The organism is Lysinibacillus antri (assembly GCF_003977595.1).
GTDB lineage: Bacteria > Bacillota > Bacilli > Bacillales_A > Planococcaceae > Ureibacillus > Ureibacillus antri.
In genome coordinates this window covers 187,985-213,906 of the sequence record NZ_RYYR01000003.1, presented here as the reverse complement: position 1 = coordinate 213,906, position 25,922 = coordinate 187,985, and the positions used below count along the sequence as shown (strand labels likewise).

General features: G+C 34.4%; 22 protein-coding genes and 1 pseudogene. 18 read left to right on the top strand and 5 right to left on the bottom strand.

Annotation, left to right across the window (positions count from 1 at the left end):
- Positions 1 to 90 precede the first annotated feature (90 nt).
- A complete protein-coding gene (locus EK386_RS03795) occupies positions 91 to 1,590 on the top strand; it encodes a hypothetical protein (protein WP_126657699.1) in 1,500 nt (499 codons plus the stop codon).
- Positions 1,591 to 1,605: 15 nt separating this feature from the next.
- On the top strand, positions 1,606 to 2,379 hold the full coding sequence (locus EK386_RS03790) for a zinc ribbon domain-containing protein (protein WP_126657698.1): 774 nt from the start codon (positions 1,606 to 1,608) through the stop codon (positions 2,377 to 2,379).
- Positions 2,380 to 2,971: 592 nt separating this feature from the next.
- On the opposite strand, the gene EK386_RS03785 is transcribed toward EK386_RS03790, so the two are convergent.
- A complete protein-coding gene (locus EK386_RS03785) occupies positions 2,972 to 3,220 on the bottom strand; it encodes a hypothetical protein (RefSeq protein ID WP_126657697.1) in 249 nt (82 codons plus the stop codon).
- A gap of 479 nt (positions 3,221 to 3,699) precedes the next feature.
- Between EK386_RS03785 and EK386_RS03780 the strand changes: the two genes are divergently transcribed.
- From EK386_RS03780 to EK386_RS03760, 5 genes and pseudogenes are all read left to right on the top strand, one after another.
- Positions 3,700 to 4,872 carry a zinc ribbon domain-containing protein gene (locus tag EK386_RS03780; protein ID WP_126657696.1) on the top strand — a complete coding sequence of 391 codons (1,173 nt, stop codon included), beginning with the start codon at positions 3,700 to 3,702 and terminating at the stop codon, positions 4,870 to 4,872.
- Positions 4,873 to 4,989: 117 nt separating this feature from the next.
- Positions 4,990 to 5,991 (top strand): PDDEXK family nuclease, encoded by a 1,002-nt coding sequence (locus tag EK386_RS03775; protein ID WP_126657695.1) that lies wholly within the window; start codon positions 4,990 to 4,992, stop codon positions 5,989 to 5,991.
- Between the two features lie 682 nt (positions 5,992 to 6,673).
- A pseudogene (locus EK386_RS03770) lies at positions 6,674 to 7,135 on the top strand (ABC transporter substrate-binding protein); the annotation flags it as partial.
- Positions 7,136 to 7,906, top strand: a complete 771-nt coding sequence (locus EK386_RS03765; protein WP_126657693.1) for an ABC transporter ATP-binding protein — start codon at positions 7,136 to 7,138, stop codon at positions 7,904 to 7,906.
- Positions 7,893 to 8,687, top strand: a complete 795-nt coding sequence (locus tag EK386_RS03760; protein ID WP_126657692.1) for an ABC transporter permease — start codon at positions 7,893 to 7,895, stop codon at positions 8,685 to 8,687. Before EK386_RS03765 ends, EK386_RS03760 begins: the two co-directional genes overlap by 14 nt.
- A gap of 53 nt (positions 8,688 to 8,740) precedes the next feature.
- Here the strand turns inward: EK386_RS03760 and EK386_RS03755 are convergent, their stop codons facing one another.
- Together EK386_RS03755 and EK386_RS03750 are read right to left on the bottom strand one after the other, a co-directional pair.
- On the bottom strand, positions 8,741 to 8,944 hold the full coding sequence (locus tag EK386_RS03755; RefSeq protein WP_126657691.1) for a YlaI family protein: 204 nt from the start codon (positions 8,942 to 8,944) through the stop codon (positions 8,741 to 8,743).
- 16 nt (positions 8,945 to 8,960) lie between these two features.
- A complete protein-coding gene (locus EK386_RS03750; protein ID WP_126657690.1) occupies positions 8,961 to 9,461 on the bottom strand; it encodes a peptidyl-prolyl cis-trans isomerase in 501 nt (166 codons plus the stop codon).
- 173 nt (positions 9,462 to 9,634) lie between these two features.
- Between EK386_RS03750 and EK386_RS03745 the strand changes: the two genes are divergently transcribed.
- The 3 genes from EK386_RS03745 to pyc are packed head-to-tail and all read left to right on the top strand — an operon-like array spanning position 9,635 to position 14,594.
- Entirely contained in the window at positions 9,635 to 9,916 is a 282-nt protein-coding gene (locus tag EK386_RS03745) for an Fpa/YlaN family protein (protein WP_126657689.1), read from the top strand.
- Positions 9,917 to 9,974: 58 nt separating this feature from the next.
- Complete coding sequence (locus EK386_RS03740; RefSeq protein WP_126657688.1) at positions 9,975 to 11,147, top strand: FtsW/RodA/SpoVE family cell cycle protein; 1,173 nt, start codon at positions 9,975 to 9,977, stop codon at positions 11,145 to 11,147.
- Between the two features lie 12 nt (positions 11,148 to 11,159).
- Entirely contained in the window at positions 11,160 to 14,594 is a 3,435-nt protein-coding gene (gene pyc, locus EK386_RS03735; protein ID WP_126657687.1) for a pyruvate carboxylase, read from the top strand.
- A 172-nt stretch (positions 14,595 to 14,766) separates the two neighbouring features.
- On the opposite strand, the gene EK386_RS03730 is transcribed toward pyc, so the two are convergent.
- Entirely contained in the window at positions 14,767 to 15,693 is a 927-nt protein-coding gene (locus tag EK386_RS03730) for a COX15/CtaA family protein (RefSeq protein WP_126657686.1), read from the bottom strand.
- A gap of 1,147 nt (positions 15,694 to 16,840) precedes the next feature.
- Between EK386_RS03730 and coxB the strand changes: the two genes are divergently transcribed.
- From coxB to ctaG, 5 genes are all read left to right on the top strand, one after another.
- Entirely contained in the window at positions 16,841 to 17,911 is a 1,071-nt protein-coding gene (gene coxB / locus EK386_RS03725) for a cytochrome c oxidase subunit II (protein ID WP_126657685.1), read from the top strand.
- 38 nt (positions 17,912 to 17,949) lie between these two features.
- A complete protein-coding gene (locus EK386_RS03720) occupies positions 17,950 to 19,842 on the top strand; it encodes a cytochrome c oxidase subunit I (protein WP_126657684.1) in 1,893 nt (630 codons plus the stop codon).
- The gene (locus EK386_RS03715; protein WP_126657683.1) at positions 19,842 to 20,465 is read left to right on the top strand and encodes a cytochrome (ubi)quinol oxidase subunit III; all 624 of its coding nucleotides are present in this window, start codon (positions 19,842 to 19,844) and stop codon (positions 20,463 to 20,465) included. Before EK386_RS03720 ends, EK386_RS03715 begins: the two co-directional genes overlap by 1 nt.
- A 1-nt stretch (position 20,466) precedes the next feature.
- Positions 20,467 to 20,808 carry a cytochrome C oxidase subunit IV family protein gene (locus EK386_RS03710; RefSeq protein WP_126657682.1) on the top strand — a complete coding sequence of 114 codons (342 nt, stop codon included), beginning with the start codon at positions 20,467 to 20,469 and terminating at the stop codon, positions 20,806 to 20,808.
- Between the two features lie 171 nt (positions 20,809 to 20,979).
- Positions 20,980 to 21,903: a cytochrome c oxidase assembly factor CtaG gene (ctaG, locus tag EK386_RS03705; RefSeq protein WP_126657681.1), complete on the top strand. Its 924-nt coding sequence runs from the start codon at positions 20,980 to 20,982 to the stop codon at positions 21,901 to 21,903.
- A 200-nt stretch (positions 21,904 to 22,103) separates the two neighbouring features.
- Here ctaG and EK386_RS03700 read toward each other — a convergent pair whose 3' ends face one another.
- On the bottom strand, positions 22,104 to 22,517 hold the full coding sequence (locus EK386_RS03700; protein ID WP_126657680.1) for a YugN family protein: 414 nt from the start codon (positions 22,515 to 22,517) through the stop codon (positions 22,104 to 22,106).
- A 147-nt stretch (positions 22,518 to 22,664) separates the two neighbouring features.
- Between EK386_RS03700 and EK386_RS03695 the strand changes: the two genes are divergently transcribed.
- The 3 genes from EK386_RS03695 to EK386_RS03685 all read left to right on the top strand — a co-directional run bounded on the left by EK386_RS03695 (position 22,665) and on the right by EK386_RS03685 (position 25,899).
- Positions 22,665 to 23,747 (top strand): CAP domain-containing protein, encoded by a 1,083-nt coding sequence (locus tag EK386_RS03695; RefSeq protein WP_126657679.1) that lies wholly within the window; start codon positions 22,665 to 22,667, stop codon positions 23,745 to 23,747.
- A gap of 123 nt (positions 23,748 to 23,870) precedes the next feature.
- Positions 23,871 to 25,349 (top strand): UDP-N-acetylmuramoyl-L-alanyl-D-glutamate--2,6-diaminopimelate ligase, encoded by a 1,479-nt coding sequence (locus EK386_RS03690; protein ID WP_126657678.1) that lies wholly within the window; start codon positions 23,871 to 23,873, stop codon positions 25,347 to 25,349.
- Positions 25,350 to 25,452: 103 nt separating this feature from the next.
- The gene (locus EK386_RS03685) at positions 25,453 to 25,899 is read left to right on the top strand and encodes a YlbF/YmcA family competence regulator (RefSeq protein WP_126657677.1); all 447 of its coding nucleotides are present in this window, start codon (positions 25,453 to 25,455) and stop codon (positions 25,897 to 25,899) included.
- Positions 25,900 to 25,922: the final 23 nt, after the last annotated feature.

Here is a 25,922-nt window from a genome sequence, read left to right as displayed (position 1 = left end):
CCGTAATTCTAGTATTCGAAAATAAGTAAAAATAGTGTTGGCAAGTGGTCGCAAAATTAATGACCATTTATTACATTTTTTGATTGCCAAATGCAATTAGTAAAGGAAGGCCAACTATTAGAAGCATTAACATCTTTAGAAAAGTTAAAATCAGAACTTGAATCTATACCAGAAGCGAAAGTAATTTTAGCAGAAACGGAGCAACAAATTACAAGTATTCAAGAACAACTAGAAGCAATCGAAATGGAATGGAAAACTCAATATATGTCGGTTCTATCCGATTTAATTGATTCTTCGGGAGTTGTAGCACCTAATCATGAATTTAATACATGGGATACTTCGAATACTCGTGGTTTAGTTTATGCAGATTTAATTGATTTCAGCGGAGACGGACAACCTGAATTATATACGCTTTTCATGCCAGTTGAAGATGGACAATCTGAGCAATACAACCATCGTTCGGCTGAAGAATACAATCAGGAAATTTGGGGCATGCAGGATGATGGGGAATTGGTTTTATTAAATCATGAATTATTTTATCAAGGTGGATTAGTAGACGATTTAAGTGTAGCGATTACTCAAGGTTTAGATGGATTATATTATTTAAATTATTCATCTACATACATGAAAGATAACATTTCAATGACTTATGAAGAATTTCAACAACTTACAGATAATGAGTTCGAAAAGATTATTGACTTCAGTACAACAGAGGACTTGAACGAAGAAAGTAGCAAGATTGTTTATTCTATTGACGATCAGACAGTAGAACAAAATTTATATGATGATAAAGTAAAATCATTCAAAAATAGGAGTATTAGGATTATAGATAGTGGTCTTGGTTCTAAATCATTCGCATTAGATTTATCCTCGCCAACAACAAAAATAATGGAAGTAGTAAATAAATTAGCGATTGATCCGAGTAAAGTTGCATTTACAACAGAAGTTAGTGATGAAGAAAAATCAACTATTCAAAAAATACTATCTGACTTCTATTGGTTAGAGGATTTTGATAATCGCAATATAGAATCATATTCTGACTTTTTGTTAAGCCTAAGTGCCTTTGTAAAAATCCCATTTAACTATCCAGATATTGATTTTGAAAATAATAGCGATAGTTACTACTTATTTCAAGAAAAAACGGTAGTTGATTATTTCACTAAAAGATATTTCGATATGGTATTTGATGAGAAGGGATTTTCTAGTACTACTGGTGATGAAAGCGTTTATTACGAAGATGGAATATATTACGTAGCTAGTGGACTAGATGGTTGGTCAATGCAGGCACTTCTAATACACGAGATACAGGAAATCACTAAATACACTAATAATATCTATCTAGTTGAATATGGTATTAAAACATTTAATTCTATTGAGTATAGTCATGCTGGAGGTGGATCTGTTGAGCGTTATGAGTATCTAGAGGATTATTTGGATGTTCCAACAAATGAATGGCCACAAGATCTACAATCTTATTTAAGCAGCACATCTAGAACAGAATATGCAGTGATAAAGAAAAATGAATATGGTTTAGCGTTAGTGTATCAATCGGATAAAGAAATTTCAGAAACTGAATTGTTGGAATTTTAAGATATCGGAGGGGTTATGGTGCAATGTACAAATTGTCAAGAAACATTGAAAGAAGAATCAAAATTTTGTCATCAGTGTGGAACAAAAGTTATTTTAAATGAGAGATGCGAATGTGGGAATATCTTGGAAAAAACAGATCACTTTTGTTCGCAATGTGGTAAAGCTAAAAAGAAAAAAACACTTAAAAGTATCCAGAAAAAGGCTAAAGATGTAATAGTAGATGAACGTAAAGAGGTTAAGATAACTAGTTATGATGAAGTAAAAGAATTGAGGGGGTTGGTTAATGCTTTGTCAGTTGTATCTAAAAAGGAAGAAAAGTTACTTGCATACAATAGGATAGAGAAAATCCTTGAATTTTGGTTATCAGCACTTAATGACAAGTTTATATTGGTGATGCACTCTCTGGACTTTCTATTTTTTGAAGTAAATCCGAGCTTTAAACTTGTAAAAGAAGAGATTGAAAGGACTTTAAGTTGGGGGGATAATACATTAATTACCTTTAGCAAGGATTCAGACAGTTTATATATAGATTGTCGTATAAACGAAAAAAATCAAAAAGAAAAGTTAGAATATATATATACATTTTCTTTTATGGAAATAGAATATTATAAAAAATTTAAAGAACAATCTAAAGGACTAGAAAATAATTCAGAAGAACTGAGTCGAATATTATGGAATCTAACGACTCAAGCGGAGGAAGAAGGTAAACTTAGGTATATTTGTCATGTTCTCATGCCTTATAGAGAATTTATAAATTTACTACAATCTCCAAGTGACGATGATGATTAGGATAATGACGTTATAATTAACTTTGGATAGTTTTTCAATCTTATTTATTTGTTAACAAAAAATTAATATAGAAGTCTTTTTAAATATTTCACTGTAATTCTGAATTATAAAAAGTGCAACTTCACAGTGGTACCATAAAAAGCCGTATATTATTACAATACATTTAGATATACGGCTTAGTTGGTATTACCTAAATATTTTTAAGTAGATTTAGGTTTTTCAAAAATCAGGGGTTTTAAGAATGTAGATGTTATCTACACTTGTATTGTCAGTTTCTGATATGTTCAAACTATATAATTCTATTTTTTAGTGGATGTTTTTTTTAGATACATTCCACAATATATTTTGATTAAGATGGTATGGATTTCATGACGTTCAACTAAGGATTATACCATGTATCTCGATGTGAAGATACATTTAAATAATCTCACACGGGTGATGTACTAGTATGTTGGTTTGCAAGAGAACACATGGTACCCAAGCATATGTGATATTCTTTCAATAAGGATAACGAACTAATCACCCTAAAAACTAATATTACAGTGAGCGTTAACGATTGAAATCTAACATTTCATTAAATTGTATTTAGTACTTAGATATTGCTTAACCATTTATTTAAATGGTTAAGCATATGCTTTGTAACATCTTCCGGAACTTTATTTGTTAACATATACATTTCCATTTTTTTAAATATGGTACTTTTATTCGCTTTTATCCATTTAGCTTCTGAATATTGATTACCTCCAGCATGATAAAGAGCTTTAAAATATTTATCACGGTATTTATTATGCGAACCACTGGTCACATTAACATAGTAATCCCAAAATCGCCTTGCTTGCATTAAATCGCCTCCATTTTTATCAATAATATAACACAGAATATTAATATTGGAAATAAATGGTTTTAAATAGGGGTTGGGGAAGACAAAACAAGTTTACTGACTCGTTGATTGGAGCGGTGGTCGCGCCTTCAGGAAAGCGTCTAGCCAGAGCGGAAATTAATCTCAAGTTATGATAAAGAACCGGAAAATAAGTAAATTCCCTAATAGTACCTGTTTAATTAAATATGACAGTAAAGTATTTAATTCTATTGAGTATAGAAATGATGGAGAGGGATCTGTTGAGCGTTATGAGTATCTAGAGGATTATTTGGATGTTCCAACAAATGATTAGCCACAAGACATGCAACCTTATTTAACCACACTAGAAACCATATATGCAGTGATGAAGAAAAATGAATATGGTTTAGCGTTAGTGTATCAATCAGATAAAGAAATTTTAGAAGTTGAATTACCAGAATTTTAAGATATCGGAGGGGATTATGGTGCAATGTACAAATTGTCAAGAAACATTGAAAGAAGAATCAAAATTTTGTCATCAGTGTGGAACAAAAGTTATTTTAAATGAGAGATGCGAATGTGGAAATATTTTGGAAAAAGCAGATCGCTTTTGTTCGCAATGTGGCTTATCAAAAAAGCAGAAAAAATCAACAGGGGATATTAAGAAGGGAAAAGTTGAGAGATTAGTTGGAACAGATATTACTAGCATGGCGACAAGATATATTCAGAAGTTTAATGATCGTATCTATATGGTCTATGGAAAGTCGATTTGGAGTATGACCTATGGTGATAACATAGCCTATAAACTTAATTCTCAATTTAATGATATATGTGAATACTCATTAAATATTAATAAACACGGTCTATTTTTTATAAATGATAGAAGCATAGTTCACTTAGACTTTGAAGGATGTCTAATTAATGCATACACTATCCGTTTAAAAGATGAAATTGTTGGACTTTCTATATATGATAAATTTATTTATTTTTCTACACATAATCAATCTAGTAAATTTGGGCATTATTCAAAAGTATACAAATTTGAAATGGAAGATATAGAATTATCTTCATTAGTTCAATTAGTCAAAATTAAATTAGATGAATATGATAATTACTTAAGTAGAATTTACGCCTTAGAGGATAAATTAATTTATGTTCCTGGTACTGGTCCCAAATTTATAGACTTGAATAATAACAAAACATACTCATTATTTCACGGAAATGAAAATGTATCTAAAGATAGACGTGTTTTTGAATTTAACCTAGAAAAACAAGTGTATTATATTACAGAATGGAACTCCTTGATGGAATATAAAATTTGCTCCAATGATTTAAGAAAGGCTATGGATGTAAATCCTGAAACCTATTCATCGGAAAAGTTTGCAGGTTTTTATGGTGATTGCGTGTATAAAAATAATTTTGCATATGGTTTTACGTATGGACATAGAAACGGAAGTTCTGAATATATAGATTACTATTACAATTTATATCGATTAGATGCAAAAGGTGAAGCAGAATTTTTACAAACTGGTAGTAGAGGGGGAATAGAAAACCTAAATATCTTAGGAGATTATGCTTTTATTATATATGATGGTTTGAAAATGTTTCCATTAGGGTCAAATGGAGAATTTAAAAATATAACTTTTGTAAGATAGTGGATATAAGCTTGTATGCTAAAACTATTTATCTTATCGATTAATTAAATTTTTTGTACTTTATTTGATTCTTATTTACGTCTAGTTTACCATCTACTAAAATTAAGGAGTGTTGGCATGTTAATGAATATTGAACTAAATGAAACTAATTTAGTACCTTCTAAAACATCTTTTGAAGAAAAATCATTTTCAGAACTAAATATAACAGAAAATCAAATCGAGGAATTTATTCGTGTAAATATAGGTGAAATATTAGAAGATGAAACGTTACTGATGGTAGGTCAGCAGGTACGTAATTTAGAGCGTGGTAGAAATGATTTAGTAGCAATTGATGAAAATGGTTCATTAGTTTTAATAGAAATTAAACGGGATGCAGAAGATATGGCAAGAAGAAGTGAACCATTAGAATTTCAGAGCATTCGATATGCAGCTAGTTGCGCTACAATTAAAGCTCCAGAAGAATTAGTAGAGTTAATGTTTGAAAAGTATATAACTACTCATACGAAGGAAATACCAGAACACCACACACAGTCTAGCTATGCCCTTGAACAATTAATCACATTTTTAGAAAGCAACAACGCTGTAGAAACATTCAACCAAAAACAGCGTATCATGCTTTTTGCTTCAAGTTATGATAAACAAGCTCTATCTGCATTTGCATGGTTAATTAATGCAGGAGTAGATATCACTCTTTATACAATTACACCATATTTGAAAGAGGAACAGTTATTAGTTGACATCAAAAGAATCCTCCCTTTAGATAACATTGAAGATTATTATGTACAACTACAAAGATCTACGGGGACATATAAGAAATCAAGTACTCAACGTAGCCCAAAAACATTACCTAGAATGGGGAAGTTAATGGAATGGGGAATAATTAAGGAAAAAGATAAAGTGCAGATTAAAGGTAAACCTAATTCAGCAGCAATCGTTCATTCAGAAAAAGAAGTCAAATACAACAATGAAATTCTCACATTTAATCAATGGGGACAAAAAATAACAGGTTGGAATACTATTAATATCTATGATTGGGCTGAACTAGTCAAAGAAGATTCGGCAATTTTATTATCCGAATTGAGAAAGCAGAAAATGGCTGAACTTGAGGGATTGAAATAAGAAAAGAGTGCTACAGGAAGCAATTGCTCAAGGAAAGCAGTTATATTTTAAGAATTTAAATTTAAAAAAGTATTGTTACTAAATCTTTAACTAGACTTTTGTTAATGTTAACGTCACGTTAACTCAACACTATAAAAAACGGTAAATCCCCGTTAAAGATGTTACACACTTTCATCCTACGGACGGCATGATGTAATAAAACCGTCAAATCCTTATGAGTGGGCTTGTATATAAGGTAAAAGTGCTTTGCTAACATAATGAATTGTAATTAATGCTTCTCATAAGTTGAGTAAACTTTTGGGAAGCCCATTTTCCTCTTTTTAGGTTAATTGGTTTAAATATACATTAATAATACTAATCAAAACGTATCGTACCCTATTTCCAATGTTTCCCCCGTGTCAATATAGAAAGCTGAGCCGACCAAAATTGCTTTGGCTTTTGCTCTTCGGTGACAAGTACCACAATATACACTCTTTTTCAATCTACAAGTCCGCTAAAACAACTTTAAGGAATTTATTCCTCATCTGTCACCATGCACGACAAATCTACTTTATTCATCAATATTTCGTCATAAAGATTTTTAAGAATCAGTGTTCGTTGAAGATGCGTAATGAACAAGTAGGTTATACTTCATTTCGTAACATCTCCAGTCAGTATATAGTAGTGTTTTTTATACCCTTATGCCTTTGCTTCAGGGACAGGTGATTATGTTCAATTATTCGAACCGACAGCGAGTATTTTTGAAAAAGAAGGAATCGGCCATATTATTGCATCCTTTGGAACAGAATCTGGGCATTTACCATATACGGTATTTATGGCAAAAGATAGTTTCATGAGTGACAATCCAGAAGTAATTGAAAAATTTACAAGAGCGATTCATAAAGCACAAGACTTTGTATATGAAAAATCGCCAGAAGAAGTAGCAGAAGCGATTTCACCATTCTTTGAAGATACAGACCTAGAATTAATTGCAACAGTAGTAGAGCGTTATCGTTCACAAGAATCTTTTGCAAAAGATCCAATTTTAGATGAAGCAGAATGGAACAATCTACAAGACATTATGGATGAAGCAGGGGAATTACCAAAACGTATGGATTATAACGAATTAGTTGATACAACGTTTGCAGAGAAGGTTTCGAAATAAATGGACTTTTTAACTGTTAGCAACGTTCACCATACGTATTTCTCAAAAAAAGCAGTAACAGAAGCGCTCTCTAATATCCATCTTTCTATTGAGAAAGGGGAATTTGTATCCTTTATCGGGCCGAGTGGTTGTGGGAAAACAACATTACTTTCAATTATCGCTGGCTTATTTGAGCCGACTGTTGGTTCTGTAAAAATCGAAGGGCAAGAAGTGTTTGGAAACGATTCCCTTTCAATTGGTTATATGCTTCAACAAGACTATTTGTTTCCTTGGAAAACGATTGAGGAGAACATCACGCTTGGTTTGAAGCTTCAAAATAAAGAAAAAGAGGATCAATTATTAGCCTCAAAATTGTTAAATGATGTGGGTTTACCTACTATAGAAAAGAAATATCCAAGAGAGTTATCAGGTGGAATGAGGCAAAGGGTAGCCCTTGCGCGGACGTTAGCGGTGGATCCAAAAATTTTACTATTAGATGAACCATTTTCAGCGCTTGATTATCAATCGAAACTGAAATTAGAAGATTTAGTATCGAAAATGTTAAAAGAATATGGGAAAACGGCAATTCTCGTGACTCATGATATCGGAGAAGCTATTGCTATGAGCGATCGTATTTTTCTATTTTCCCCGCGCCCTGGACGGTTATATCGAACTTTCGAGGTACCAGAGGAAATTAGAAAGTTAACCCCTTTTGAAGCAAGAGGCCATTCAAGTTACTCTTCGCTTTTCCAAATTATTTGGAAGGAGCTTGAGAGTCTTGAACAACAATAAATTACATGAACAATTTATTCAATCCCTCGTAAAAGAAAAGAGGTGGGTAAAATTTTATCAATTACTCATTCTCGTAGCCTTCTTTGCAATGTGGGAGATTGCTTCAAATCTACGGTGGATTGACCCATTAATCTTTAGTTCGCCTTCCAAGGTATATACATTGTTTATTAACAATGTGGCAGATGGTACATTATTTGTCCATATTAGCTATACGCTATTTGAAACAGTATTAGGGTTTATTATAGGAACGTTACTTGGAACAATTTTAGCGGCCGTTCTGTGGTGGTCACCATTTTTATCGAAAGTACTGGATCCATATTTAGTTATATTAAATGCCATGCCAAAAGTTGCGCTCGGGCCAATATTAATTGTAGCGATGGGACCAGGAATGGGTTCTATTATAACTATGGGTGCCATCATCTCAGTTATTATATCAACAATTGTCATCTATACATCGTTTAGAAATGTAGATGCCAATTATTTAAAAGTGCTGCAAACCTTTAACGCTAGCCGTGCCCAAATGTTTAAAGAAGCTGTGTTACCTGCATCTTTTCCTACAATCATTTCAACATTAAAAGTGAATGTTGGCTTATCCTGGGTTGGGGTAATCGTCGGGGAGTTTCTCGTATCTTCCAAAGGGCTTGGATATTTAATTATTTACGGTTTCCAAGTATTTAACTTTAATTTAGTGTTGATGTCGTTAGTAATCATTGCTGTATTTGCAACGATAATGTATCAGCTTGTAGAATTGCTGGAGAAGAAATTAATTAAAAATGGATAAAGTAAAAAGCCCCTTGAACCTCGTTAAATAAGGTTCAAGGGGTTTAATTATTATTAGAAGTCTTCATCAATGGGTGAAGATGTTCTAAAAAGTCTAAAGTTTCCTGTTGCTAAACGTTTTTCTGTATTTTCTTTTACACGATCATGGCATTGTTCGCACATGTACGTATGGATTGGGCGATTTCGTAATTTTTTTGCTAATGGAGAATCGTCGTCTAAGTTGTTGATTGAATCGCAAATGACACATTTAACACGCATTCAAACACACTTCCTTCTAGTCAACACGAATGGCTGCAACGTTTTTAATGGGATTATCTACATTTGATCCATCAGCATAAAGCACGTGAACAGGTCCACCATCTGTAATGGGTTTACCATCTTGACTATATTTAAAAATTAGCGTATTTGCTTCTTCAACTGAAAATGCTTGTTCATTCCCGTCTTTCAACTCTAATACGACACGAGTAGCCTGTTCATCTAGTTCAGCATTTTTTAAGAAATGTTTAATTTCCATACCAAACGTACCTGTTTTCATTCCTTGACGATCAAATTTTCGTTCCGTCTTTAAAGTTGGTGGGAATGTAGCGCCCTCCATTATTTCTCTCGACCAATGTGAACCAGTATTTTTTAAATACGCTAGGTCTTGGTCTTCTTCTTCCTTACCATTAATAAAATATGTGTTTAAATCTAATCTTCTGTCATCAAAAATCCAGACAGTAGGATCGATTGTAATAGAATATTTAACTGCTCCTTTAATTGGTATAATATTTTCCATTGAATGGTCCCCCTCATTTCTATATCAAGTACAGTATACCGCTTCTACTTATATTTAATAAAGAAATATAATCAGTTTCGTTGTTTTCCTATGTAGACACTTGCATTTTTATCTGCTAGAAGATAAACTTTAAAGATAGAATAGAAGAAATATCAAATGATGGGGGCGTCCTCATGGATACGAAACGTCAGGCTTCCTTCCAGGAAAAGGCTTTAGAATTACTATTAAATGATGCCGAAAAAATTGGTCATTTAATAAAAGTTCAAATGAATCATTTAACAATGCCTTCATGTCCATTATATGAAGAGGTATTAGATACACAAATGTTTGGATTATCACGTGAAATAGACTTTGCTGTGAAGTTAGGCTTAATTGAGCGTGAGCGTGGAAAAGAAATTCTTGATACGTTAGAAAAAGAACTTTCTTTGTTGCACGAGGCATATACAAACAAATAATAAAAAACTCAAACGCGTCTGGCGATTTGAGTTTTTTTTCTAAGATGGAGTTTTGACAATGAGAAAATATTTGGCCTATTATGTGAGAAATTTTGATTATCCGCTTTTTTTCACGTATGTATTTTTATGTTTATTCGGTCTTGTGATGATTTATAGCTCAAGTATGATGGTCAGTATTGTCTATGAAGATGGCACACCGGATTATTTTTATCGAAAACAATTGCTTAATCTATTTGTGGCTGCGTTAGCTTTTCTTGTAGGAGCTTTTTTCCCCTATAAACATTTTAGTAGCAAAAGATTAATGCAAATTTTATTATTCACCACATTTATATTTTTTATTTGGTTAAAAATTGGTGGCTATGAAGCAGGTGGTTCGAAAAGTTGGATTAATGTATTTAATCTAACGATGTTTCAACCTTCTGAATTTGCTAAACTATTTATTATTTTATATTTTGCCGGTGCCTTTTATCGGAAAAGTTTAAATAACCCAATGGAAAATTTGGAACCAAATAATATCGTTTATCCAATTTTGGTTTGGTTAGCCATTATTTTCTTTGTCGGTACGGAAACAGATTTTGGTGCCGTGTTAATTATTTCTGGAATTGCCGTTGCCGTAATATTAGCAAGTGGAATTGAATTTAAGAAATTCTTAAAGTTTTTTGCAGTGATTACAATTTTTGGTTCAGCTTTAATTGGTTTCATCTTATTAATAAATGGGAATGAGATATTAACGAAAAACCGAATTGGTCGAATTAAGGCATTTTTAAATCCTTTTGAATACGAGGGTGGATCTAGTTATCAAATTATTAATGGTTATATCGCAATTGGTTCAGGGGGCTTAGAGGGAGTCGGATTAGGACAATCTGTTCAAAAGCTCGGCTATTTACCAGAACCACAAAATGACTTTATTATGGCCATTATTGCAGAAGAACTAGGTATTCTAGGGGTTATCATTGTACTTGGCGGACTCGGTTTTATCGTCTTTAGAGGCTTAATGATTGCTTTAACAACGAAAGATCCTCTTGCTCGAATGATTGCTGCAGGCATTGCAAGTTGGATTGCTATTCAAACTTTTATTAATCTAGGGGGCTTATCGGGACTTATCCCGTTAACCGGTGTAACGCTACCATTCATTAGCTATGGCGGAACATCTATATTATTGCTTTCTTTAGCAATGGGAATACTAATCAATGTTTCAATGTATGTAAAACTTGAAAGAAAGAAGACTTAGGAGGATTTTGAGTTGAAAAAAATTGAAAAGATTTTAGTAGCAAACCGAGGAGAAATAGCAATTCGAATTTTCCGTGCTTGTAATGAATTGAAACTAAAAACAGTTGCAATTTATTCACGAGAGGACAATGCATCATTCCACCGTTACAAAGCGGATGAAGCATACATTGTGGGCGTTGGTAAGAAACCAATTGATGCTTATTTAGATATAGAAGGGATTATTGATATTGCAAAGCATGCTGAGGTAGATGCCATTCACCCTGGTTACGGTTTTCTATCTGAAAATGTTGAGTTTGCTAGACGTTGTGAAGAAGAAGGCATCATCTTTGTCGGTCCAACTTCAGCCCATTTAGACATGTTCGGTGACAAAGTAAAAGCAAGAGAACAAGCAATCGCTGCCAATATTCCAGTTATTCCTGGTAGTGATGGTCCTGTAGCAACTGTTGAGGAGGTAGCTGCTTTTGGTGAAAAAGTAGGTTATCCATTAATGATTAAAGCTGCTCTTGGTGGTGGCGGTCGTGGAATGCGTTTAGTTCATTCACAAGAAGAATTAGCATCTGCTTTTGAGCGAGCTAAATCAGAAGCAAAAGCTGCTTTTGGTTCTGATGAGGTATATGTAGAAAAAGCAATCATTAAACCAAAACATATTGAAGTGCAAATTTTAGGAGATACAACAGGCAACATTGTTCACCTTTATGAGCGTGATTGTTCAATCCAAAGAAGACACCAAAAAGTCGTAGAAATTGCGCCATCGAATTCAATTTCACAAGATTTACGGAACCGTATTTGCGATGCAGCGGTGCAATTAATGGAAAACGTGAACTATATTAATGCTGGTACGGTTGAGTTTTTAGTAGCCGATGACGAGTTTTACTTTATCGAAGTAAATCCTCGAATTCAGGTAGAACATACAATTACAGAAATGATTACAGGTATTGATATTGTCCATGCGCAAATTAAAATTGCGGAAGGTCATCAAATTCATTCAGGAGAAGTTGGCATTCCAGAACAAAGTAAAATTCCTTTATTCGGCTATGCAATTCAATCTCGTGTGACAACGGAAGATCCTGCAAATAACTTTATGCCGGATACAGGAAAATTAATGGTTTACCGTTCAAGTGGTGGTTTTGGCGTACGTTTAGATGCTGGAAATGGCTACCAAGGTGCAATTGTTACACCTCACTATGATTCTTTACTTGTAAAAATTTCAACATGGGGTATGACATTCCGTGAAGCGGCCGATAAAATGGACCGTAACTTACGTGAATTCCGTATTCGTGGTGTTAAAACGAATATTCCATTTTTAGAAAATGTCGTATTACATGAAAAGTTTATTACAGGAGCATTTGATACGAGCTTTATTGATACAACACCGGAATTATTTGAATTCCCAGTGCGAAAAGATAGAGGGACAAAGTTATTAAACTATATTGGAAATGTTACGTTAAACGGTTTCCCAAGCATCGAGAAAAAGGAAAAACCAATATTAGTGCAACCGAATAAACCGAAAATTGATCTAAAGTCTGAAATTCCTGCAGGGACAAAGCAAATCTTAGACGCGCGTGGTGCTGATGGATTAGTAGAATGGGTGAAACAACAACAGGATGTGCTACTAACAGATACAACTTTCCGTGATGCCCACCAATCGTTACTAGCAACTCGTGTCCGTTCACAAGATATGTTCCAAATTGCCGATTACAATGCACGCATGTTAAATAACTTCTTCTCATTTGAGTTATGGGGAGGGGCAACATTCGACGTTGCGTATCGTTTCTTAAAAGAAGATCCATGGGCACGATTACAAACATTACGTAAACAAATGCCAAACGTTTTATTCCAGATGCTTTTACGTGGTGCCAATGCGGTTGGTTATACAAACTATCCGGACAATTTAATTCGAGAGTTTATTCAAGAATCGGCTCAAACTGGCATTGATGTTTTCAGAATATTCGATAGTCTTAACTGGATTAAAGGTATGGAAGTGGCCATTGACGAAGTTCGCCAAACAGGGAAAATTGCAGAAGCGGCAATCTGTTATACAGGTGATATTTTAGATGATTCACGTGCAAAATACACAGTCCAATATTACAAAGATATGGCAAAAGAATTAGAAGCAACGGGTGCTCATATTTTAGCCATTAAAGATATGGCTGGTCTATTAAAGCCTGAAGCAGCTTATCGTTTAGTTTCAGAGTTAAAGGAATCTACTAATCTACCAATTCATCTGCATACACATGATACAAGTGGCAATGGTATTTATACTTATGCAAAAGCAATTGAAGCCGGGGTAGATATTATTGATACTGCTTTAGGCTCAATGTCAGGTTTAACATCACAACCAAGTGCCAATTCCTTATACTACGCAATGAAAGGTAGTAAACGCGAACTAATTGCAGATATCGATGCATTAGAAAATCTATCTTATTACTGGGAAGATGTACGTAAATTCTACAGTGATTTTGAAAGTGGTATGAAGAGCCCTCATTCAGAAATCTATGTTCATGAAATGCCAGGGGGACAATATAGTAATTTACAACAACAAGCAAAAGCAGTGGGTCTCGGCGATCGCTGGGATGAAGTGAAGAAAATGTATTCTACAGTGAACATGTTGTTTGGCGATATTGTCAAAGTAACACCATCATCCAAAGTCGTTGGAGATATGGCGCTATTTATGGTACAAAACGACTTAAATGAGGAAAATATCTTTACGCGTGGAGAAGCGCTTGATTTCCCAGATTCTGTCGTTGAACTTTTCCAAGGCTATTTAGGTCAAATTCCAGGTGGCTTCCCGCAAGAACTGCAAAAGGTGATTTTAAAAGACCGTGAAGCTATTACTGTTCGACCTGGGGAATTATTAGAACCAGTAAACTTTGAACAGCTTGAAGCGACACTAACAGAAAAATTTGGCCGCGCGGTGTCAAAACAAGATGTACTTGCCTATGCACTATATCCGAAAGTATTTGAAGAGTATATGCAAGCGAAAGATACATTTGGCGACATTTCGGTTTTAGATACACCAACTTTCCTTTATGGATTAAAACTGGGTGAAGAAATTGAAGTGGAGATCGAAAAAGGAAAAACATTAATCATTAAACTAGTGTCTATTGGGGAACCTCAGCATGATGGAACACGTGTCATTTACTTTGATTTTAATGGACAGTCTCGTGAAGTGGTGATCCAAGATTTAACAGTAGATGTCGATGGAAGTATTGCGTTAAAAGCAGATCCATCAAATCCGGACCAAATTGGTGCTACAATGCCAGGAACTGTATTAAAAGTAGTAGTCTCAAAAGGAAGTTCGGTAAAACGTGGAGATTATTTATTAATTACAGAGGCAATGAAAATGGAAACAACAGTACAAGCGCCAAAAGATGGAATTGTAAAAGAAGTGTATGCGCAAGCGGGCGATGCAATTTCTACTGGGGATTTATTAATTGAATTAGAATAAAAAATAGGGAAGGGGACGTCCGAAGTTATTTGGACGTCCCCTTTGCGACGAGGATAGTGACAATTTATTGTTACTACCGCAGGAGTACAGATTTTAGCGATATTATACCATTAGAAGCATAACGGCCCAGAAATTGTACTACTTTCTGGACCGTCTTTTCCCTTATTTCATGTTATTTTTTCGCGTTTTGTTTACTTCTATAAATAAGCATGATCATATAGCAGAATAAACCAAACAGTAAAGTGATAAATAATGAATGGAATAATGAAACGATTAAGTTAAGCTGAGTAAAGATGCTCAGCATACCTGTAAGTGATTGTAAGATTACAATAACAAGGGAGATAATCCATCCCCAATAAATAACACGTTGATTTTTATAATGCTTAATTGCATGCATCATTATGTATATAATCCACACAACAATTAACAATACAGCAAATCGATGTCCCATTTGAACCCATTCATACATATTAGCTGGTAATGCAAAAGGTTCAGTATTGCTACATAGAGGCCAATCTGTACAAACTAAACTTGATTGTGTATGTCTTACTAATGCCCCTGTATAAACAACAATATAAGAATACAAGGTAACGCCAATTGTATGCCATGCCAATTTTTTATCAATAAATACGCGATCGGCATCAAATTTATTGTCAACTTCAAATACAATCATTGCGAGTAACAGTACTGAGGCAAATGAAATTAATGAAATCCCAAAATGTAGTGCAAGGATAAAGTCACCTTGACCCCATAAAACTTGAGCTGCACCAATTAAGGCTTGTGCCACTAAGAAAAAGATTGCTAAAAATCCTAAAAATTTCACTTCGCGCATATGCCCTAAAGTGCGCCATGTCCATATTACTAATATAAGGACAAGAATGGAAACTGACCCAGTAACAAAACGATGTGAAAATTCAATTAATACTTCAGTAGTAATTTCTTTTGGAATGAGGGAACCATTACAATCTGGCCAGTTACGACCACACCCCATACCACTATCTGTTTTAGTAACTAAAGCGCCACCTAAAAGAATAAACAACATCCCCAAGGTTGTAGCTAAAGCAACCAATTTTAATATAATACTTTGCTTTTGTTGCATTATTCTAAGCCACCTACTTTTTGTCTATCAAATAATATTTATTACGCTTTAACTTTTATAATGATAGCGAATAAAAAGTTAAAAGACAACTTCAATCGATTCATGGGTGAAAGGTGCTAGAGGCTTTTCACAAATTGTTCATAAATTCGTACGTTTACTTTCACAAAAAATCTCTGAAAATGTTTTACTATATATATGTTCTTCTATAATTAGCTAACAGTGGCAAGTTCGCCAAACTTCATCGAAATTTTACTTAATGTCTAGAAATCATAGACAAATTTCGATATAGTTATTGTTAGCGGAATATGCTTACAAAAATGAAAGGGTCGAATAACAACTGGACGAGCTATAAACATTGTATAGTAAATCAATTTTCTACTTCGTTTATGAAAGTCTTTCTTGCACTTATAAAGATTGGGATTGTAAACACGAACTAATTAATAAGGACGTTTACGACAAATACTTTTGATCAAAATAATACATTGCATAAAAACGTGTTATTCAGCGAGTTGTTATGTAGTGAATAATTGATCAAGACGTCAATCCAATTTATGTAAATAGCGAAGTGAAGCAGATTTTAGTCTTACAGGTTTATAGAACGATTCCTACTGGTAATTTCTTTTTCATTCAAATTGTAAGTGAAATTTTGTCATTAACGGCAACATGAACTGCCGGCATGTGAGGACTTTTGGATAATAGTGTTTTAATTCTATATTCAATACGGTGTAAAAGAAGAAGTGCTAGTCAGATGGTAGTTCGAATTCAAATGCAGTATTCACTGATAGGTTAGGTAGAAGGAATTTTGTTGTATTGTTCCAAAGTAGTTTATAAAAACTAGCATATTAAATTGCCTTTAGTTTTCAAGCGTTTTTTGGAATATAGTGCAGCAAAAATACCTATGCTACTTATGTTAAAGTTTAAGTTAGAAAGTTAATCACCTTCTATACGATTAATTTACCCATTGACTTAAACTTTCCTTTTGGGCCAAATCAGCACAATCTTTACTGTATTGAATGTAGGGTGGCTGCAAAATGCAGTTTGGATTATGGAATGCTTCTTTTAAAAGAGAAGAACTCCATAGAACTAAACACAAAGAGTCCTAGTTACACATGAAAATACAACAAAGAAAGAGGGGTTTAATTAAGCTATGATGAAAGGGCTAAAAAAATGGCGTCTGTTTTCGCTTTTAGCGGTAATGACAGTTTTCCTTTCTGCCTGTGGTGAAGAATACATTTCTACATTAACACCAGCGGGTAAAGTCGGGGAACATCAGTACGATTTATTGATGTTATCTATTATAATTATGTCGATAGTTGTAATTGTAGTTTCATTCCTTTATTTATATGCTTTTGCTAAGTTCCGCCGTTCAAGACTAGGCGAAAATTACATGCCAAAACAAGTAGAAGGAAGTCACACTTTAGAAGTAATTTGGGCAGTAATTCCAATCGTATTATTATTAATCCTTGCTGTTCCAACACTTATGGCTACTTATGAATTCGGTGATGTAAAAGCAATGGATGAAGTAGATGAGGACGGAAACAAAACTGCTTTAACAGTAAATGTTACTGCAAAATTATATTGGTGGGAATTTGAATATCCAGAACAAGGTATTGTAACGGCTCAAGAGCTTGTTGTTCCTACTAATGAAAAAGTTTACTTTAACCTAAAGGCTGCAGATGTGAAACACTCATTCTGGATTCCAGCTATTGGTGGTAAAATCGATAACAACGTGGACAACGTAAACAAATTCTGGTTAGAATTTGGTAAAGAATCTGAAGGGTTAAAAGACGGCGTATTCTATGGTAAATGTGCTGAGTTATGTGGTCCTTCACATGCTTTAATGGATTTCAAAGTAAAAACTGTAGATCGTGCAGAATTTGATCAATGGGTTGCTTCTATGCAAGCGACTGAAGGCAATACTGCTTCTGTAGATTCAACTGATTTAGGTGAAGCTACATTTGCTCAAAGCTGTTTAGGCTGTCACGCAGTTTCAGGTGTGGGTGTTACTGGAGCTATGGGTCCAAACTTAACAACTTTTGGTGACCGTAATCGTGTAGCTGGTTTTTTAGAACATAACAAAGAAAACTTAGAAAACTGGATTACAAATCCTGAAGAATACAAACCAGGAAACTTAATGACTGGTAAGTATGCTGAATTATCTCCTGAAGAGATTAGTGCAGTTGCAGACTATATTATGAGTTTATCTGTCGAAAAATAATTAGAACTTTATAGAAACACTTGAAGGAGGTTAAAGTTGTGAGCTCTGTCGCAGTCTCAAATAAAAAGGGCTTTGGAGCAGTTTTATGGGATTATTTAACAACTGTTGACCATAAAAAACTAGGGATAATGTATTTATTTGCAGGGGTATTATTCTTTGCTATCGCTGGTGTTGAAGCGCTATTAATGCGTATTCAATTAATGGTTCCAAACAATGATTTTATATCTGCTGGCCTTTTTAATGAATTATTAACAATGCATGGTACGACAATGCTTTTCCTAGCAGCAACACCATTGCTATTTGGATTTATGAACGCGATTGTACCATTACAAATTGGTGCACGTGACGTTGCTTTCCCATTCCTAAACTCTTTAGGATTTTGGTTGTTCTTCCTAGGTGCGATCTTTTTACACTTATCATTCTTTATGGGTGGCGCACCTGATGCTGGTTGGACTTCTTATGCATCATTATCTTTATACTCACCAGGTCATGGTATTGACTTCTATGTATTAGGTTTACAAATTTCTGGTGCTGGTACATTAATTTCAGGTATTAACTTCATTGTAACAATCATTACAATGCGTGCACCTGGTATGACGTTCATGCGTATGCCATTATTTACTTGGACTACTTTAATTTCAAGTACATTAATTTTATTCGCATTTCCTCCACTAACTGTAGGTTTATTCTTCATGTTAGTTGACCGTATGTTTGGAGCAAACTTCTTCGATCATACAATGGGTGGTAACACAATTATTTGGGAACACTTATTCTGGATCTTCGGACATCCAGAAGTTTATATCCTAGTATTACCTGCATTCGGTTTATTCTCTGAAATTATTCCGGTATTTGCTCGTAAACGCTTATTCGGATACTCTTCAATGGTATTCGCGACAATTTTAATTGGTTTCTTAGGATTCATGGTTTGGGCTCACCACATGTTTACTGTAGGTATGGGACCAACTGCTAACGCAATTTTCGCAATCGCTACAATGGCGATTGGTGTACCAACAGGTATGAAAGTATTCAACTGGATCCTTACGATCTGGGGCGGTTCAATTAAAGTTACTGTTCCAATGCTTTACGCACTTGGATTCATTCCATCGTTCGTAGCTGGTGGGGTAACAGGGGTTATGATGGCAATGGCGCCACTTGATTACCAATTACACGATTCTTACTTTATCGTAGCCCACTTCCACTACGTAATCGTTGGTGGTATCGTAACAGCTATTTTCGGTTCAATGCACTACTATTGGCCAATTATGTTCAACCGTACTTTAAGTGAGAAATTAGGAGTTTGGACTTTCTGGGTATTCTTCATTGGATTCCATTTAACATTCTTCTTACAACATTTCTTAGGTTTAATGGGTATGCCACGTCGTGTATTCACGTTCCAAGCAGACCAAGGTTGGGATTTATATAACTATATCTCATCAATCGGTGCTATCATGATGGCAGTCGGTGTAGTATTATTAGTAATTAATGTTTTATTATCTATTAAAACTCCACCAGTTAATAGACGCGACTACTGGGGCGATGGACGTTCTTTAGAATGGTCTATTCAAACACCAGTACCATTCTATAACTTTAAACAAACTCCACTTGTACGTGGATTTGACCCTTGTTGGTTAGAAAAACAAGAAGGTAACAAAGAAATGATGACATATGCAGAGCCATTAGGTGATATCCATATGCCAAACAACTCAATCTTACCTTTAATTATGTCAATTGGTTTATTTGTTGCAGCATTTGGTGCACTATATCATCCAGACGGTGTTTCATGGTCAGTACCTGTAATCGTTATTGGTTTAGGTATTACGGTTTTAGCTATGATTACACGTTCTGTAAAAGACGATCATGGTTTCCATGTTCATGTTGAAGAAGTAATCGCTGAAGAGCAACGTCTTTATGGAAAAGGGGGTAACAAATAATGGAAGAAACTAAATTCACCCCACAATCTTGGCCAAATCACCCTGAACAGGCAACTGCTGAAGGGAAAAATAAGTTCGTAGGTATTTGGATTTTCATCTGTAGTGATATTGTATTATTCGCAAGTGTATTTGCTACGTACCTTTCTTTACGAAACAAAGGTCCAGCTGGTATGGAATTCACTACACAATCGTTATTTGAATTACCACTAGCATTCGTTATGACGATGTTACTTTTAACATCATCATTAACTTCTGTTTATGCGATGTACCATATGAAAAACTATAATATAAAAGGCGTTATTACTTGGATGTCAATTACTGTATTATTAGGTCTTGGCTTCCTTGGTCTTGAAATTTATGAGTTCTATCACTATGTACACATCGGTTTTGGTTATACACAATCTGCATTCTCTTCTGCGTTCTTTACTTTAGTTGGTACGCACGGATTGCACGTTATCATTGGTTTAGTTTGGATTACAGCGTTAATCGTTCGTAACGCGAAACGTGGACTAAACTTATACAATGCTCCAAAATTCTACGCAGCGTCAATTTATTGGCATTTCATCGACGTAGTATGGGTATTCATCTTTACTGTAGTATACTTAATGGGGGTGTTAGGATAATATGGGACATCATACTGAAGTACAAGCAAAATCGAAAGCACAATATGAATATGACCGTCATCACAATGCGGTGCATATGCGTAAGCAAGTAATTAATTTTGCGATTATGATCTTCTTAACATTTCTAGCATTTGCAGTTGTAGTAGCAGGTTTTTCACCAATGTTTATTAAGCCATTTATTTTGTTACTAGCTGGAATTCAAGTAGTATTACAACTTTATTCTTTCATGCACATGGATGACAAAAATGGTCACCATATCGGCGTAATTTCAACTTACGTATGGTCAGGTGCAATGATTATCTTCCCAGTATTCTTAGCATTTGTAACTGTAGTTTGGTGGTAAGAATTACGAAACACGCTTCTGAAGAAATTCAGAAGCGTGTTTTTTTAAGCATTGGGAGTTTTTTACTTTTGTCTTTCCTCGAAAAATTGTTTTATTTGTCATAGTTCGTCCATTGATGTTACTATTTAGGCGTTCTATAATGAGACTATTGATGTAAAGGAGCGCATGACAATGTCGTTAAGTATATTTGGTTTTCAAGCATTGTGGAGCCCATATTTCCTTGGGGTAATAATTATTCTTACTGGTCTATATTTTTTCGTCACTGTAGCTAGGAGAGATCGTTTCAAAGTAAGTGAACCATTGCAGAGAAGTGAAGCGATTTACTTCATATTAGCAATGATTCTTATTTATGTGATAAAAGGTTCACCCATTGATTTAATGGCTCATATTATGTTTACATATCATATGGTGCAAATGGCGTTTCTTCTATTATTAGTGCCAATGCTATTGATTAAAGGAATACCTTGGTGGGTTTGGAAAGCCGTTTTGGAAATACCTGTTGTCCGTTCAATTTTTAAAGTTTTTGGACAACCAGTAATCGCACTTTTTGTATTTGCATTAATGTTCTCTGTTTATCATTTACCAGTCTTATTTGATACGATTAAACTCAATGAAACATACCATGGAATCTTCACATTTATTTTATTTATGTCGGCATTCTTTATGAACTGGCCTTTAATTCACGATGTAGAAGGTCAACCAAAGATGAAAAATTTATATAAAATTGGTTATATTATTGCAAATGCGGTTCTTATTACACCTGCTTGTGCATTGATCATCTTTAATCCAGAGCCACTGTATGCTACATATACAGATGGCGAAACTTGGTTAAAAGCAATGGAGCTATGTGTTCCAATATCTACTCTTGCAGGTCTTTCACTTTCAGGTCCTGAATTATTCAACAACATGACGCCAATAGCAGATCAACAAATGGGCGGAGTTCTTATGAAGATTTTGCAAGAAATTATATTTATTGTGGTGTTAGTAAGAGTATTCGTACGTTGGTGGAGAGAAGAGAAGAAGAACGAGGCTGATATTACTGAAAAGGCGTTAAGAGAATTCCAAGCAGCTAAAAAACAAAGTGAACAATATTAGGTTATTGTTATGCAAGCTGTTCTGAAGGCAATTTTAGGTGATTAAATAAATCGTTTGTTTGCTGTCTCTAGGTATTGCTTAGAGGCAGCTTTTTTATCGTTATAATTAACCTCTTATAAGTCATTAAAGTCTATGTATCAAAAAGACTTTTAAAAATAAAAAAGTATGACATGATTAATATGTCATACTCAAATAATATATTAAACTCCAACAGTTTGTTTAGCTGCTTGTTTTTTACTAGTGTTTGAAGATTCGTCAATTAGACCGAATTCAGCTAGTTGTTTTTTAACGTTTGCTAAAATTTGTTCGCACTCTTTAACTAAATGTGTTGGGAATACTTCGTTTTCATATTCAACACCATGTGGGTAATAATATTTACCAAGAGCAGGTTTGCTAATCTTTAAAACTGCACTTCTATTACCAACATCGCCAGAGATCGCTGCACAGAACACACGTAAATAGAAACGACCTTCTTTTAAATCAAAACGTTTGTCGAAAGTCATGCGGTCATAATCCCAAGTTCCATGACATTCTAAACCATTTTTCTCCATAATGCTAGCAAGTAATTGTTGTTCAACTACTACATTTTCAATTGTTTTATTTTCGAAATACATTTAAAAATCCTCCTTTAACAAAATCGTACATAAAGATACGCTCAAGATTTATAATAGAGCAAAATAACTTTTGTTGCAATGGCAACATTGTGTCAAGAAGGATATAATTGATACATAAATCCATATTAGCGAAAGGATAGAAATGACATGAAAACGCTTTTCCGAATTTTAATTGTCCTTTCATTTCTAGCAATCATCTTTTTTTATTCGTCCAATTCTAATAATAATTATGAGCCATTAGAAGGACCTAACTCATCTTCTCCTATAATACCAAAGTCAGAGAATGACCTAGAAATTTTACAAGAAGCGTTACCTCGTCCAGAACAAGGTGTATCCACACTTATTGGCAACAATAGTAAAGTATTGTTAGAACAATATGGAGAGCCGAAGCGGATTGATGCTTCTGCATATGGTTATGAGTGGTGGGTATATAATGATCACCCTGGTCAGTTTATTATGTTTGCAGTAGATGAAGAGGTTATTACGCAAGTTTATACAAGTGGGCCTTCAATTGATATATCTCCCTATAAGATTGGTCAATCATTATCTGATATTTATAGAATGACAATCATTAGTTCAGAAGTAGTTGCGAAAATTAATGATAATATTTATACATTCACCATGAGTGAGGACGATATGAACACTCGAATTTTAACGAAATTTGATGATATTTTTGCCCAATTATATATTGATAGCGAACAAGGTATTTTAAGTGGGATTCGATACACGGATAGTAAATCGCTCGTGATGCTTAGACCCTATGAAATGTCCTTTGTTGGGGAACTTTTATCACCGCCAAATCCAACTTCTTATTTAATTGAAGAAAGTAACAAAGCAAGTGCATATCAATTGCATGATTTACTGAATGAATTTCGTTTTCAAAATAATATTCCTTCAATCGAAAACGATCAGGAAGTTTCCACATTAGCGATGCAACATAGTGAAGATATGTATAGCCAGAGTTATTTGTCTCATGAATCACCTACAAAAGGATCATTAAAGGATCGATTAGATGAAGTGAATATTTTGTATAAGGATGCAGAAGAAAATATTGCAACGGCCTATAATGATTCAATCGAAGCCGTTCATGGATGGTTAAATTCAAGTGCTCACCGTGAGTATATGATGGACAATCGCTTTACACATGTAGGTTCAGGCGTTTTTATAAATTATTATACACATATCTTTATTCAAAAGCCTGAAGAAGAGGAAAAGGAACAAATTGAATGATAGATGAAAAGGCATCTTCAAATTATAAATTTTGGAGATGTCTTTATTTTTTCAAAAAATTGCGGATCCATTTTAGTGTCACAAACTGAACCTGGGCATAAAATAGGGAAAAGGAGTGACAACTTGCAACTTGCAGAACTTTTAAAAGATTGGCCATGTACTGTGAAGGGTGGATCAATCCGAGTTGAAGTGCTCGGAATAGAAGATTATGCTCAAGGTGTAAAAAAGGGCGATTTATTTGTTGTACGAAAAGGTAAAAAATCAGATGGTACAAAATATATAGATATGGCAATAAAAAACGGTGCAATAGGCGTTGTAATAGAGGATGAAAAATTACTGGACTCGTTAAAATTATCCGTACCGGTAATATGGGTGCCGAATTGCCTGAAGTTTATGTCTTTTTCTTCAGCAAAATTAAATCGTTACCCTGCCGATGCGATGCAAGTCATTGCAATTACAGGGACAAATGGTAAAACGACAGTAAGTCATTTTATCGGTCAACTACTACATGCACTACATAAAAATGTAATTGTGATCGGAACAAATGGAATTTATATTAATGGAGTAGAAGTAAAATTAGACTATGAAAATTTAACGACGTTACAACCAAAACATTTACACAGAATACTAAAAATTGCTGTGGATAGAGGAGTTCAATATGTCGTATTAGAAGCTTCGTCGATGGGGCTTGCAAAACATCGTTTGGATGATTGCTCAATTAATGTAGGAGTATTTTTAAATTTAGCAGAAGATCATATTGAAGATCATGGTTCTTATGAAAAATATAAATCTGCCAAACAAATACTCGCTACATTATCTGATCAACTTGTTTTAAATGGTGATGATTCATTTTGTCGAACAGTAGGCTTACAGGCGAAGAAGAAAAAGGCTTACTTTGGGTTAGGAAATCGGGTGGACTATCAATTACAAATGTTAGCAGAAGGTCTGACTACTTCAACGTGTTGTTTGCAAAGTAATAAAGGGCAAAAAGTATTTTCTGTGCCTTTTGTTGGAAACCACCATTTGCAAAATACAATTGCTGCAATTTCAACATTAAGTGAACTAGGTTTTGCGATTGAAGATATTTGTAATGCTGCTGAAAATCTATATTTACCTAAAGGCAGATTAGAAGAAATCGAAAATCAGTTAGGCTTATCTATTTACATTGATTATGCCCATACAGAAGCGGCATTAAGAGCAGTTCTTCAAACGTTAAAGAAAACAGTTAAAGGTGATTTAATTGTTGTATTTAGCTGCGGTGGAGATCGTGATAAACATAAGCGGATAAAAATGGGGGCCGTTGCTTCAAAATTTGCTGATAACATTTATTTAACGATGGATAATCCAAGAAGTGAAGATCCAGAAGTTATTAATACACAAATAGCGGCTGGATTTATTCCGAATCAACAATATGAAATGATTCTTGATCGAGCCCAAGCAATTGAAACGGCTATTCGTTCAGCAAAAGAAGGCGATACAATATTAATTGCAGGAAAAGGGCACGAAAAAACACAAACAATAGGGTCGAAACAATTTGAGTTCTCTGACTTTGACTGTGTGAAAGAAGTGCTAGAAAAATATACAAAGGATCGTGTCGAGTGACGAAAAAATGTTTAAAAGCAATGGACTTTTAAATTCATAAGTATTCCCAATACAAACATGGTACATTTTCTGCTATGATAATAATAGATTGGAGGAAATAATGATGATTATGACATCAGAATGGGCCTTCATTATAGATGAAGCAGATGAACTAAGTGCAATGATCCTTGCTTCTGAACAAGCTGAGAAACTGCGAAATGCTTATAAAGAAGTATATAGTGATGGGAAATTAGTGCAACAAATTCACTCATTCGCAAAAATGAAAGAACAATATGAGGATGTACAGCGTTTTGGCAAATACCATCCTGATTACAATACAATAATGAAAAAAATCCGTGAGCAAAAACGCGCATTAGATACTGATGAACGTGTAGCGAATTTAAAAATAGCTGAAAACGATTATCAAGATTTACTCGATGAACTTAGCTTAATCATCGGAAAATCGGTTTCTGAAGCCGTGAAAGTCCCTGTAAGCAATCCGTTTTTTGCAACAGGTTCTTCATGTGGAAGTGGTTGCGGTAGTGGTGGCAGCTGTTCCTGTTCAGCTTAAAAAAAGGGCGTCTTAGAGTAATT

Excerpts from the sequence above, each read along its gene's own strand:
- EK386_RS03795 (WP_126657699.1), top strand. The coding sequence starts at position 91 with ATGCAATTAGTAAAGGAAGGCCAACTATTAGAAGCATTAACATCTTTA.
- EK386_RS03790 (WP_126657698.1), top strand. The coding sequence starts at position 1,606 with ATGGTGCAATGTACAAATTGTCAAGAAACATTGAAAGAAGAATCAAAA.
- EK386_RS03785 (WP_126657697.1), bottom strand. The coding sequence starts at position 3,220 with ATGCAAGCAAGGCGATTTTGGGATTACTATGTTAATGTGACCAGTGGT.
- EK386_RS03780 (WP_126657696.1), top strand. The coding sequence starts at position 3,700 with ATGGTGCAATGTACAAATTGTCAAGAAACATTGAAAGAAGAATCAAAA.
- EK386_RS03775 (WP_126657695.1), top strand. The coding sequence starts at position 4,990 with ATGTTAATGAATATTGAACTAAATGAAACTAATTTAGTACCTTCTAAA.
- EK386_RS03765 (WP_126657693.1), top strand. The coding sequence starts at position 7,136 with ATGGACTTTTTAACTGTTAGCAACGTTCACCATACGTATTTCTCAAAA.
- EK386_RS03755 (WP_126657691.1), bottom strand. The coding sequence starts at position 8,944 with ATGCGTGTTAAATGTGTCATTTGCGATTCAATCAACAACTTAGACGAC.
- EK386_RS03750 (WP_126657690.1), bottom strand. The coding sequence starts at position 9,461 with ATGGAAAATATTATACCAATTAAAGGAGCAGTTAAATATTCTATTACA.
- EK386_RS03745 (WP_126657689.1), top strand. The coding sequence starts at position 9,635 with ATGGATACGAAACGTCAGGCTTCCTTCCAGGAAAAGGCTTTAGAATTA.
- EK386_RS03740 (WP_126657688.1), top strand. The coding sequence starts at position 9,975 with ATGAGAAAATATTTGGCCTATTATGTGAGAAATTTTGATTATCCGCTT.
- EK386_RS03730 (WP_126657686.1), bottom strand. The coding sequence starts at position 15,693 with ATGCAACAAAAGCAAAGTATTATATTAAAATTGGTTGCTTTAGCTACA.
- coxB (WP_126657685.1), top strand. The coding sequence starts at position 16,841 with ATGATGAAAGGGCTAAAAAAATGGCGTCTGTTTTCGCTTTTAGCGGTA.
- EK386_RS03715 (WP_126657683.1), top strand. The coding sequence starts at position 19,842 with ATGGAAGAAACTAAATTCACCCCACAATCTTGGCCAAATCACCCTGAA.
- EK386_RS03710 (WP_126657682.1), top strand. The coding sequence starts at position 20,467 with ATGGGACATCATACTGAAGTACAAGCAAAATCGAAAGCACAATATGAA.
- ctaG (WP_126657681.1), top strand. The coding sequence starts at position 20,980 with ATGTCGTTAAGTATATTTGGTTTTCAAGCATTGTGGAGCCCATATTTC.
- EK386_RS03700 (WP_126657680.1), bottom strand. The coding sequence starts at position 22,517 with ATGTATTTCGAAAATAAAACAATTGAAAATGTAGTAGTTGAACAACAA.
- EK386_RS03695 (WP_126657679.1), top strand. The coding sequence starts at position 22,665 with ATGAAAACGCTTTTCCGAATTTTAATTGTCCTTTCATTTCTAGCAATC.
- EK386_RS03685 (WP_126657677.1), top strand. The coding sequence starts at position 25,453 with ATGATTATGACATCAGAATGGGCCTTCATTATAGATGAAGCAGATGAA.